Genomic DNA, 12,705 nt, shown 5'->3' with positions numbered 1-12,705 from the left:
TATTGTATACTATAATAAAAAGGCGGGATTTCATTATAGGGAAATAACGATTAATGAGGATGATGACAATGCGTAAAAATAATAAATGGTTGCTGTTTATAGGTAGTGTTGTTCTTTTTTTGATTAGTTGTACGGTGAAAGAAGTGACTGTTCAAAAAGAACCTCTTTCACCAACGGAACAGTTTGTTATTCAAGATTTACTGAATGATAAAGGGTTGTTAAGCACAGATTTAACAAACCAAAAGGATTTATTTTTATCAGAATCAGTAGGGTTATGGCTTGCGTACCTATTAGAAAAAGACGATCAAGCTCGTTTCAATGACCAGGTGAATGTCATGAAATCCTATTTTTTAACAAATGATATGATTGTCTGGAGAATAGAGGGCTCAAAAAAAGCTACGGTAAACGCCCTGATTGATGATTTACGAATCATTCGTGTTTTACTGGAAGCAGGTGAAAAATGGCATGATTCGTCTTACATACAATTGGGTAAAAACATGGGAGATCAGTTAGTTCAATATGGGATGAATCAAAATCTATTTGTCGATTATGTGGATGTTTATACTCATGATAAAGCCCAGACACTAACAATTAGCTATATTATGCCTTCTGCTTTCAAAGAAATGGAAAAATATGATGTGTTATCACAACAACAAGTTCAGCATCAGTTAGCAATTTTGCAAAATGCGCCACTCACTGAGGCAGGGTTTTTTCCAAAATATTATGATATTCCTTCTAAGAGCTATGTGTTTGATGAGGAACTACACATGATTGATCAATTGTATACGGCTTATCATCTGGCTTCAATGAATGGAGATACAGCCGCATTTAAAAACTGGCTGTTAAACCTTCTAAAAAGAGACGATAAATTGTATGGTCGATACAATGCACAAACAAACGAATCAACAGTTAGCTATGAATCACCAGCCGTTTATGCAATGGCAGCTCGTTATATGATTGCCTTAAATGAGCAGCAATTAGCACAACAGTTCATCGAAAAAATGTCAGCTTTGAAAGACCCTACAACAGGCTATGTTGATAAAAAAACGCAGTCAACGCATAGTTTTGATAATTTACTACCACTATTAGCAGAAAGGGAGGTAGAAAATGCGTACAACAATGACTAAAAATAGAGCGATTTTGGTATATGGGACCATTCTTATTTTACTCTTGCAAATACCTGCTTATTTTTTATTGCGACAGGATGTTGAAGGCTTATTACTATACATGTTTTTAATGCTCTTACTTGTTCTCACCCTTTGGAGAGGGACGGTATTTGGGCTTATCAGTAGCCTTGTCTTTATTTTTATTACAGGATCAACACTTCTCTATACAGGAATATCTGGATCCATGACATTTTTAAATTCTACCTTCTCTATGCAGATATTTTTCATATATGGCATCATATTGCTGCTACTCATTCTTTGTGCTGGTAAGATGCATGAATTAATGAAAGAACAGGAAAACTATTTAAAAAAGTTGCAAGAAGATGTTAGAAAATATGTAGCGATTGATGTTGAAACTGGATTTGATAATGAGGCACGTATGTATATTAGTGTCAATGAGGAAATGCGACGAGCGGATCGACATAAGCATACCTTTGTTTTTATGGTGTTGAAGATTGAAAATTATCGCAAGTTCCAACAACTTTATGGAGCGAAAGAAGTCCAACATTTATGGCAACAGCTCTCTCAAAGGATTCAACAAACTGTTAGGCAGACAGATAAAAAATTTCGATTTCGTGAAGACCATATCGGCTTACTGCTAATTGATACGACGGATGAGCATATGGAAGTTATTTATGACAAATTGGACCAGGCTTTAAAAAATCACCAATTGTTAAATGAAAAATGGGTGACGCTCCGTTATAAAACAAGCTTTTTTACCTATCATCCACTGAAGGAATCAACATTTGATGAATTATTAGAAGAACTGGAAAGAGAGATGAAAACAAGTGCGCTCTAACTATCGTTTATGGTTCGCCATTGGAATGCTTTGTTTTTATACTTTCATCAACCAAGAGTTGGTCTTTGCAGCCGATTCTGATAAGGACGTAGCTTTGATCTATGTCACAAGTAACCAACAGCCAAATGAGGATGTAATCGCATTGCAAGCCATATTGCAGAGTTACACATCAGTAAATGTTGTTTCGATAGAAGATATCAACAAACAAAAGCTGCAACCATACAAACGCGTCGTTGTAATGAACGCCTACCCAACAAAACTTCCTCCTCAAGCACTGTCTGCACTGAATCAATTCAAAGGGTTCGTACTGTTGATAGGTGACAATGCGCTTCAATTTTCACCCTTTTCCAAATGGCAGGAAGGTCCAGTAGTGGAACTTAGAGCGATAGGAGAAGAAAGTTTACATAGCCCTGTGCGGTGGAACAGTTTACTACCAACCGATGATTCAAAAATAATCCAGAGGGCTTTATCAGTAAACCAATCCTATCCTTTTATCATCAGCAAGGACAAATGGTCATTTATTGGAGAATTCATCAATAAAGATACATGGTCCTATCAATGGCCTGCTATTATAGGCGAGCTTTTACAATTACCCAAGCCACAGATACATCCTGGCTATATTGTGTTAACAGATATTAATATGAAAACAGATGTGCAAAAGTTAAAAGAGGTAGTGATGGGATTTTCTGAAAAAAAAATACCCATTGCTCTTGAAGTCACACCCATTTTCATGGATGAGCATGAAAAAAAATCCTATCACTTGCACGACAATAAAAAATTATTAAGTTATTTGCAACAATTGCAAAAGGAAAATTATCCATTTATTCTTTCATCATCCACTACTATTCCAACTGAAAGAAGTCTTGATTATTTAGTACTTCGTAAAATTTATCCTACAGTCATCAATGGTGATAGCCCCTTATTTAAAGGGAGTATACAACAAGGAAATCAACAATTATATCTATCGAAAATTGACAATCGCATCATTTACCCGATGACGGTTGGGTCTATTGACAGTACGGACAATCTTCCTCTATATCCTGTCCAACAGGAAATAGAGCGATTATTAAAAGTGCCTAGCTCCATCATTGGTATTCAATATCCAGCCTATTTAAATGCTTCCTATGTAGAGGATCTTGTAGCTTATTTAAGGGAACATCCACAAATCGAATTTTTCGATTTCCGTCATACGAAACAGCAAGTAACATCAGAGAACGTTTCGATTGTGCAGGATGAAAAGGGTAAACAAACTATTCACTTATCGTTTTCGAACTTAGAACGATTAAAAATTTCATTTGATGAACGACCATTTGAGTTAATATTATGGGCGCTCGTTTTCATTGTTTCCCTATTTGTTACATTATTTTTTATAAGTACCTTACGTTTACGTATCACATTACGTAAGAGATTATTTGAGGAGAGGAAAACAAATGGCTAATACATTATTTTTTATTTCACTTTTCCTCATTTGGATCATGTTACTTTATCATATGTTTTTAATGGAGGGTGGTTATTTACACTTTCGTACATTTGAAAAACCGATTGATGAATGGGCTAAAAAAATGGACAAAGTTCCTTCTGTTAGTATCTTTATCCCTGCTCACAATGAAGCGCTCGTGATCGACCAGACACTAAGGGCCATGTCTCGTTTATATTATCCTAAAGATCAACTAGAGGTGATTGTCATTAATGATAATTCCTCTGATGAAACAGGTGCGATTGCAGAGCAATACGCTAAGAAATTTCCATTTATTCGTGTGATTGAAACAGTAGAGCCGAACAAGGGGAAAGGGAAATCCTCTGCGTTAAATTCGGCACTTGCTGATTCAACAGGCGATATCGTAGTGGTCTATGATGCTGATAATACTCCTGAACGGATGGCAGTTTGGTATTTAGTGATGGGATTAATAAATGATCCGAAAGCAGCTGCTACGGTAGGGAAGTTTCGTGTTATCAACGCAGCGGAAACGTGGTTGACACGCTTTATTAATATTGAAACGATATGTTTCCAATGGATGGCTCAGGGAGGGCGTTGGAAATGGTTTAAGGTGGCTACCATACCTGGCACTAATTTTGCTATCCGGCGCACTGTTTTAGAGCAATTAGGTGGTTGGGATGTAAAAGCATTAGCAGAAGATACAGAGCTGACCATTCGTGTTTATAATTTAGGCTACCACATCCGCTTTTTCCCAAAGGCAATTACATGGGAGCAAGAGCCAGAAACATTAAAAGTATGGTGGAAGCAACGCACAAGGTGGGCAAGGGGCAATCAATATGTAGTGCTAAAGTTCTTGAGTCAATTTTTTACCTTAAAAAGAAAAAGTATTATGTTTGATTTATTTTACTTCTTCTTTACGTATTTCTTATTTTTCTTTGGCGTTATACTATCCAATACTTTGTTTATCATTAATTTATTTTATGATATTGGTTTGACCGTTGGCGATATTGCCCTTGTTTTATGGGTATTAGCCTTTTTACTTTTCCTAGGCGAAGTTATGATTACTTTAAGTATTGAAAAAACAGAAATGAATCGAAAAAATTTCTTCTATGTCATACTTATGTATTTTACCTATTCGCAAATGTGGATCGTGCTAGTCGTTTGGTCATTACTATTAGAAATAAAACGCATGTTTACAGGGCAGGAAGTTCAATGGTATAAAACAGAGCGTTTTTCCAAGCAATCAGATAAAGGAGCAGAATAATGAGAACCAAATTCTTCTATTCATTGTTATTTTGTATTGGTTTTTTATGTTTTGCTAACGATGCAGTTGCGGCAACCATTACCGTGGATGACAACATAATTGCAATAGAAGGCAATCAACAGCAGAAAAAGCCGTTATTAGCACAGCCAATCGAATTACAGGGGCCTTCTTCGTCCAGAGATTTTTACTACAATTTAACTGAGGATGTTCCCTCAAATAATCAACAAGTGACATTTCAAATTCAGCATTCAGAACTACTGATAGCACCGTCCTCCTTCACGGTGAAAGTGGATGATGTAGCACTTAAAACAGTGCCATTGAGAGCCGATTTATTAAAACAAACTGTTACGGTCAATCTTCCAAAAGAAGCACTGTTACAAGGCTCACATAAAATAACAGCTAGTTTTTATGGCATTCTGAAAGAAGGAATTTGCGTCGCTCCAGGCAATGCAGGGAATTGGTTACGCATCGAAATATTATCATCTATTTCAGCATTCAGCGAGGAAAGTCAGGCAGGGTCCTTAACAAGTTATCCTGCTGCATTTTTAGGTTATGAGGGCTATGTCACGACGGTTGTTTTACCGAAGCAGGCCTCTGAAGCCACATTAAACAGTGGCTATCAGCTTGCTGCTTTTTTATCCGAACATGGTGATATAGATGTACAGATTAAACGAGAAGATGCTGTTAGTAAAGCGTCAGGTCCAATCATTATCGTCGGGGCGAAAACCGAATTTAGTACAAGCCTATTGAAAAAAATAGTAAACAACATAAGTGTTACGGATGATGCAATGACACTGACAATGCAGGAACTTTTGAATACAGACTCTAATCGAAAAGTTCAACTTTTAGTGGTAACCTCTTCGAATGCTCAAGCGATACAGGATCGACTATCATTTTTAACCGAAGCAAGACTATTCGAGCAATTAATCGGTAATACAGTAGCGATTAAAGATGTACCGACAGTGGAACAGACATCCGACACAACGATTCCATTCCAGCAATTTGGCTTTGAGGACCGACTTTTATCTAGTCAAGTCACAATGACACCTCATTATTATGTTTCCTTGCCGCAACTAGAGGCAAATAAAGAAGCGACGATGCGATTGATCTTAAAAAAATCTGCTACTATACCGAGCAGTAAAGAGGACGAGGATCGAAAATTAGAATTGATTGCTTATATTAATAATGTGCCACATGCTGTAGATTTACGAAAATTAGAACAAACAACATCAGATATGTACGAGGCGATCATACCGATCCAAACTAACGTGCTTAACAAGCAATCAATGACAGATCTTCAATTTGAGGTAACGGGCTTCCAACTTGAAGATCCGTGTGAAACAACTAATGAACGATATTGGCTGTATATTGATAGTGACAGCACATTATCCATAGTAAAAGATACAGCAGAGCCAACCTTTACATTACGTGATTTCCCCAATGCCTTTCATGAAAATACGTTAATGGTCATCCCTAGTAACGAAAATATGGATGATACAAAAATGGTGTCGCTTTATAAAGCATTAATGATGAATGGAAAAATGGCGCAAATCACACTGATGAAGGACAAAAATGTCACAAAGGAAAAGTTACAAAAGCATGCAGTTATTTTTACGGGAGATATGGAGCATCTGACATGGCTGTCACAACATGCTACCACGATTCCGCATACAACTGAGCAGTTCATCAAACAAGGGTTTTTACCTGAGGCTATTGGTCAATATGCATTTATAACAAAAAATTTCTGGCAGGTTAATGAGCCTTTACTATGGATTCATTCATTTGGAGATACTCCCATAACGGGAGACTTTTATAGCCATTTAAAAGAGACGGATTCACAGATAGCTGCTGCGATTGAAACAAAAGAAGGACAATTTGTAGTGGCAGTGAATCAGCATGCTAATAACGGCGTTATAAACGTAGATAAAAAAGGTGAGATCTCCTATGTCTTAATTGCGGAATTTGTGGGGCTGATTATTGTCATCGCAGTAATTCTATATATCATTCTTCGCAAAAGGAAGAAAAATCAATTGAAAAAATAAAAGCAAAGTCGCGTGCGACTTTGCTTTTTTATGCAGGCATATCAGTTGGTGTTGGCTTTGCATAGCCTTCTTTATAAGTATCATCAATGACCTGACGAATTTCTTTTAGGCTTTTTCCTTCTTTATGCATTTGTGCGGACTGTACAGCAATCTCTAAGCATACTAAACAACGTGTTCCATGATCATCCCAGACGATGGATCCGTCTTCTCGTTTGTCCTGAATAAAGCAGTTTAAATTACTTTTATGGCCTACTGATTCGCCACAACCGCAATAGCATGGCATCCATTCTAGAACCTCTGTCGATTGTCCTGCAAGCTGATAGACTAAACGAATATTTTCCTGTTTATCGTCTAAAAAGGATGGCAGGACATCAGCCGAAGCGGTTTCTTCCTGTATATCACCTGAAGCTTGTGTATGTCCTTCATGTGAAGCGTCATTAGCTTCATGGTTCGATTCAACACTGTTTTTATCTTTACCACATGCACTTAATAATAATAACGCCAATACAACAAAAATAGAAATCGTTTTCTTCAAAAATAGCGCCTCCTACATGTTTACAATACTTCCATTATAACATCGTTTCCGTAAACATTTACAGGCAGTCTATTTGAAAATCAATGAAATATATCTAATCCACGTGTTTTGTTCATGAAATGTTCCATTTTCTCGCTCAATAATTTCTTTAAGAAAAAGCCGAACAGGATAAAAATGAACCAGAAACCTGCTAAGAAGAGGAGATCCACCCAAACTGTGGACCAAATTATCCCTCCTACAGCTTCACGCATTAATTCTATAGCATACGTAAAAGGTAAAAATGGATTGATTATTTGGAAAAACCTTGGTAATAATTCGACAGGATATGTCCCACCAGACCCTGCAATTTGTAGCACAAGCATCACGATAGCTAATGCTTTCCCTACATTTCCAAAGACGGATACGAGTGTATACACAACGGTTATAAATACGAGACTAATGAAAAGACCAAATAAGATAAAGTAAACGGGTGCTTGAATAGAGCCGTCTACTAAAAATGTATCGCCGATGGTAATAATCAATGTTTGGATAAAAGAAAAAGTTCCAAATGTTAAAAGTCGACCAAAGTATATATCACGAATACTGTAAGATGAATTGCCATGAAGATTCACAGATAATAATGAAATTAACAGTAAACAACCTACCCAAATAGATAGCACAGTGTAAAACGGTGTCATAGCTGTTCCATAATTTGCAATAGGGAATAAGCGATGCTCCTGCAGTTTAATAGGTTCCTCAAAGAAATCGCGTTCAGCATTGACGTCATTTTTCAGTAATTGCACAATCTCTGCAATATCGGCTTCCTCTTCTAGTGTCCGCAGTTTAGTCGCTAATTCCTTAATTTTTGAGCTTAAAGTCGGAAATTCCGTTTGTATTTTTTGAATAGCATTATTAGCCGTTCCTAGTGTATTTTTAGCCTGTGACAATTTAGCTGTTGCTTGTGGAATGAATTGCTTTACATCCGTCAGCATAGCCGAAGCATTTGTTAATGTTTGTTTAGCACTAGCTAAGGTGGATCGAATTTGTGGCTCTAGACTATCATTATAATAGGATAAAAATTTCTGCAAATTAGTCGTTGCGTTTTGTGCCATGTTTTGAATAGCGACAATATCCTGCTTGATGACTTCCTTATCAATTGACTTTACTTGTGCCAGTTTATTTAGTACATCGTCATGTAAAGCATGTAACTGTTGTAATGCGCTAAGAGCGTTTGTCGTGGAATCAATGAAGCTTGGTTGATGCTGTAAGGCTTCACGGATCGTTGTAAGCTGTTCAATGAGTGACTGATTCTCTTCGGCATTATTTTCCTGTAAAGAATTGATAATAGTTGTCAAAGACTTCTCTAATTGCTGTCGTGTTAAGGCATCAGCTTGAATTAATTTTTGCAAAGCTTCAAGCGTTTGAATACTATTAGTGATGTTATCTTTGGCGGTTGTCAATTGCTGTTGCAATGCTTCCTTCGTTTGAGCAAAGGAGGATGGATCTAAGTCGATATTATTGAGCTTATTTATGATATCTGAAAAGTGTTGTGCGATAGTTTGGACAGTGGCTACATCTTGTTTGATAACAGGTGACAGCTCATTAAACAGAACATCCGCTTCATTCACTAAATGTAAACCCTTCTGAATGGTCGTTAAACCATCTGTTGTAAGTTGTTCTACTTGAGGTATTTGTGTAAGTGCTTGATTCAGTAATTGATTTGCATCCTGCCCTTGCGTAGAGGCTTGAGTCAAAAATGAATTGATATCAGGTAAATGCTGTTCGATTGTAAAGACATAGTTTTCAAATTTGCGAAAATCAGGAATGTCACGCTCCATTTCAACGCCAATTGTATTAAAAATGGAAAAAAGAGTGCCATTGACAGTCGACACAAATTCATTCGAAACTTGCTGTGTAAGGACACTTGCACCTTTACTTGTAATTTTAGGGGCAATAGGATTCTTTTTTTCATTTACATAATAATCGATATGAGCTTTCGTTGGTTGATCGGTTAGAATGGAAGTTAGCTTTTCGGAAAAATCATGGGGGATGACAATGGCAGCGAAGTATTCGCCATTTTTTAATTGTGCCAGCGCTTGTTTCTCCGTCTCTAGCTCCCATGTAAAGCTATTATTAGTACGTAAATTCTCTATGACCTCTTTTCCAACATTGATGGCATCATCTCTAACAGTAGTTCCCTTATCTTCATTGACTATTGCGATCTTCATATTAGCTGTGTGGGCGTACGGGTCCATGGAAGCATAAATATTCAACCATGCGTAAAGAGAAGGCAGGAAAATAAGTCCACCTATAATGACAGCTACGACCCAATTGGTAACAATATTTCGGATATCCTTTGTATAAATTTGAAAAACATGCTGGAACGAGTTTTTCATCTAAATCACCCCACATTTCAAAATTTGCATGATCTCTCATTATGTATGTTCCCAAATATACTTAAAATTATGTTATAAATGTGAAATATCTTCATTTAAAGGCAAATTAGTTTACTAGGTTTTCAAAACACTTTATAATCAAACGCGAATACACTAAAATTAGGCTTTTAGTGTAAAAAAGGAGGTCACTATTTTAGTGAAAAAATTATTAATTATTGGCTCAGTGATTGTTGTATTATTTGCAGCAATTATTGTGCTTACCAATGTCTCAAACAAGAGTAAATTAGAAAGCGCAAACAACCCTTACGGCGATAAAAAGCTAAAACAAGAAACAATCGATCAATTAGACGATAAAAACTATCAAAACATTATGTTACCAGATGAACTAGAAGCTAAAATTGAAGCTGGTGAAGCAGTTAATGCTTACTTCTTCAGTCCAATTTGTGTTCACTGCCAAGCATTTACACCAGTATTAATGCCAGTTGCCGATGAGCTAGGTGTTGATGTTGCACAATTGAATGTCTATGAATATGAAGATTTATGGAATAAGTATAATATTGAAGCAACACCGACATTTATTCATTTCGAAGGTGGTAAAGAAGTAAATCGCTTTGTAGGAGCTCTTAAAGAAGAGGATTTACGTACTTTTTTAAATACCGTCGTGTTAAAGAAATAGAGAAGTAGAGACTGTATCAAAATAACTTTTGATACAGTCTCTTTTGATTTTTGTAGTGTATACTAAAAATACTGAAAAGTTGTACACTGGAGGAATCGACAATGTCAATGGATGATTATTTTTATAACGGTGAACTGATGAAATGCTATGAATTGGCGAAGCAGGTGACAAGCGAAGAAGAAAAAGCACGGGCACAAAAATACATGGCTTTATTCGAACAATATGATCTTGATCGCTACCCAAAGCCTACAGCACATGGGGAAGTACAGCATGCAGAAAGAGCTGATGAAAGCTACCCTGAATCGGATTTGGTGGTGGAAATACGTGCAATAGAAGAGGAAGGGGCATTTGCCAAGCGTATTCAGCAATTAGAGGAAGCTGCGAAAACAGGCACACCATCCGATAGGGCTCAATCCTTTTTTACACAAGGGGAGCTGTTTTTATTTGCTCATCACTACAATGAGAGTGTTCACTGCTTTCAACAAGCAGTAAAGGAAAACCCAAATAAGGCTGTCTACTGGGGGATCACGGGGCAGACAATGCATCGCTTTGGTTGGATGCCTTTTGATGCACTTGGTTATTTAGAGCAAGCGATTCAACTAGATCCTATAAATCCTCGTTGGAAATGGAATAAAGCACTAGTCCTTATTCAATTGGCGAAGGATTTACAAATGGCTCCATTTATGGCGAATGCCGCACTCGCTTTGGAGGATGCACTAGCCTCTTGCGGAGAACAGCAGCGATCATTGAAAGATGCCATTCAAAATACAATGGATACTATGGATAGCTATGTGTTCTCTTAATTTATGTAGGATGTCTCCAACTGTAAATGGAGGCATCTTTTTTCGGCTGAGAGGGGTTCGTTGCCATATTCCACAATCATGGTATGATAAGAAAGAAAATGATTTGTAGATATAAAGGACGGATTTTTCTATGGCACAAGAAGTGGCAAATAAATTTATTGAAAACGTATGTAATCATTTAGTTCGCAATATGAATATAACGAAGGTGGAAGAGCATTTTAAAGAAACTATTGCCGTGCAGCGACAATCAGCCGCATCCACTAAGGACTTTTGGGATATGCTGATGGTCAATATGCTCTTTTTTACTGAGAATGAACAGGCTTGGGAGCAACAATTTTTAAAAATGCTTCATGCAAAAAATTGGCTAAAGCCTGCAGCGCTGGAGGAAGAGTTATTAATGCACCAGATGCGAATTCGTCAGCAAGTAGCAGAGCAAATGGAGGCAGCGAAGGAATTATTCCATAAGCAGTATGAGACGGAAAACATGACAGAGGAAGCCATCATTTATGACTATGCATATAGCTCAGCCGGTCATTCAATGCGGATGGATTTATTAACTGTTTTTGTATCAACGCCAGAGCAATCAAAAGTACTTTTTGATGCAGACCCAGAAGAAACAATTCGTATTGTAAATGGGTATATTGCTTATTATACAGATGGTTTGATTAATAAAACAAAATTATGCTAACTTTGTTACGAAGTTTTACGTGAAAGGAATTTAATTGAATGAATACACCATTTACTTTTAAACATACACAACCAACTGAAATGGATTCTACGAAAAAATATCCTGCTATTTTTTTATTGCATGGTATGGGTAGTCATGAAGAGGACTTACCACAATTAGTGCAAGATTTTCAAGAGCAATGTCATATATTTAGCTTACGAGGGCCGATTACACAGAATCCTGGCTATGCTTTTTTCACGATTCAAGAGGTGGGACAACCAGATCGCGCCATTTTTGATAAAGTATTAATGGCGCTTCAACGTTTTATATTAGAAGCGATCGATGAATATCAAATCGATCCTCATAAAGTATTCGTCTTAGGCTTTAGCCAAGGCGCCGTATTAGCACAATCACTTGCCTTTGTCATGGGGAATTTAGTGACAGGAATCGTTGCTTTAAGTGGCTATACCCCTAAATTTGTAACGGAGGAATATGCCATTCGCTCAGTAGAGCATTTACATGCTTTTATTTCTCATGGTGATTATGATTATGTCATTCCTTCTCAATGGGGCATGGAGAGTAAGGAGATTTTTGAACAATTTGGTGCAAAGGTAACCTTTAAGCAATATCCAGATGGACATGGTGTCACACCTGATAATCTTCGTGACCTTGTAGCATTTTTAGCACAGCAATTACAAGAAGATCTTCAATAAAATGACAACCGAGGCAAATAAATGTCTCGGTTTTTTTGGCTATGGAAAAAAGATCACTTATCAAATTATTTTTCTCCAATAGTGATTAGAAGAATCGAGGCAAGAAGGTTCAAATTCATGTCAGTCGGTGGTATCATAGAAGATGTTGTGAATGAGCGTGGTTGGTTAGATGAAAACATGTACTTTATGTGAACATAGAGACAGAACCAATCTAAAAGGGGTAAAAT

11 protein-coding genes are annotated in these 12,705 nt (G+C 37.0%); 9 read left to right on the top strand and 2 right to left on the bottom strand.

The window, feature by feature from the left end; all coding sequences use genetic code 11:
- Positions 1-68 precede the first annotated feature (68 nt).
- Genes NV349_RS14510 through NV349_RS14490 form a run of 5 tightly spaced genes read left to right on the top strand, consistent with a single transcriptional unit; the run spans position 69 to position 6,709 of the window.
- Complete coding sequence (locus NV349_RS14510) at positions 69-1,127, top strand: glycosyl hydrolase family 8 (RefSeq protein WP_271910336.1); 1,059 nt, start codon at positions 69-71, stop codon at positions 1,125-1,127.
- Positions 1,108-1,965 carry a diguanylate cyclase domain-containing protein gene (locus tag NV349_RS14505; RefSeq protein WP_271910335.1) on the top strand — a complete coding sequence of 286 codons (858 nt, stop codon included), beginning with the start codon at positions 1,108-1,110 and terminating at the stop codon, positions 1,963-1,965. Before NV349_RS14510 ends, NV349_RS14505 begins: the two co-directional genes overlap by 20 nt.
- The gene (locus NV349_RS14500) at positions 1,955-3,403 is read left to right on the top strand and encodes a DUF2334 domain-containing protein (protein ID WP_271910334.1); all 1,449 of its coding nucleotides are present in this window, start codon (positions 1,955-1,957) and stop codon (positions 3,401-3,403) included. Before NV349_RS14505 ends, NV349_RS14500 begins: the two co-directional genes overlap by 11 nt.
- On the top strand, positions 3,396-4,667 hold the full coding sequence (locus NV349_RS14495; RefSeq protein WP_058844123.1) for a glycosyltransferase family 2 protein: 1,272 nt from the start codon (positions 3,396-3,398) through the stop codon (positions 4,665-4,667). The genes NV349_RS14500 and NV349_RS14495 overlap by 8 nt, the downstream gene beginning before the upstream one ends.
- Positions 4,667-6,709: a cellulose biosynthesis cyclic di-GMP-binding regulatory protein BcsB gene (locus tag NV349_RS14490; RefSeq protein WP_058844124.1), complete on the top strand. Its 2,043-nt coding sequence runs from the start codon at positions 4,667-4,669 to the stop codon at positions 6,707-6,709. The genes NV349_RS14495 and NV349_RS14490 overlap by 1 nt, the downstream gene beginning before the upstream one ends.
- A gap of 28 nt (positions 6,710-6,737) precedes the next feature.
- Here the strand turns inward: NV349_RS14490 and NV349_RS14485 are convergent, their stop codons facing one another.
- The gene (locus NV349_RS14485; protein WP_036120389.1) at positions 6,738-7,244 is read right to left on the bottom strand and encodes a PCYCGC motif-containing (lipo)protein; all 507 of its coding nucleotides are present in this window, start codon (positions 7,242-7,244) and stop codon (positions 6,738-6,740) included.
- Positions 7,245-7,324: 80 nt separating this feature from the next.
- Positions 7,325-9,619, bottom strand: coding sequence for a YhgE/Pip domain-containing protein (locus tag NV349_RS14480; RefSeq protein ID WP_271910333.1), 2,295 nt, complete (start codon positions 9,617-9,619; stop codon positions 7,325-7,327).
- A gap of 196 nt (positions 9,620-9,815) precedes the next feature.
- On the opposite strand from NV349_RS14480, the gene NV349_RS14475 reads away from it, so the two are divergent.
- The 4 genes from NV349_RS14475 to NV349_RS14460 all read left to right on the top strand — a co-directional run bounded on the left by NV349_RS14475 (position 9,816) and on the right by NV349_RS14460 (position 12,478).
- Entirely contained in the window at positions 9,816-10,295 is a 480-nt protein-coding gene (locus tag NV349_RS14475) for a thioredoxin family protein (RefSeq protein ID WP_036120381.1), read from the top strand.
- 101 nt (positions 10,296-10,396) lie between these two features.
- Positions 10,397-11,098, top strand: a complete 702-nt coding sequence (locus NV349_RS14470) for a tetratricopeptide repeat protein (protein ID WP_271910332.1) — start codon at positions 10,397-10,399, stop codon at positions 11,096-11,098.
- A gap of 130 nt (positions 11,099-11,228) precedes the next feature.
- Positions 11,229-11,786: a hypothetical protein gene (locus tag NV349_RS14465; protein WP_036120367.1), complete on the top strand. Its 558-nt coding sequence runs from the start codon at positions 11,229-11,231 to the stop codon at positions 11,784-11,786.
- Positions 11,787-11,824: 38 nt separating this feature from the next.
- The gene (locus tag NV349_RS14460; protein WP_058844801.1) at positions 11,825-12,478 is read left to right on the top strand and encodes an alpha/beta hydrolase; all 654 of its coding nucleotides are present in this window, start codon (positions 11,825-11,827) and stop codon (positions 12,476-12,478) included.
- Positions 12,479-12,705: the final 227 nt, after the last annotated feature.

The sequence above is a fragment of the Lysinibacillus sp. OF-1 genome (assembly GCF_028356935.1).
GTDB lineage: Bacteria > Bacillota > Bacilli > Bacillales_A > Planococcaceae > Lysinibacillus > Lysinibacillus fusiformis_D.
The sequence above is the reverse complement of the archived record's forward strand: the minus strand, read 5'-3'. Positions and strand labels throughout refer to the sequence as shown.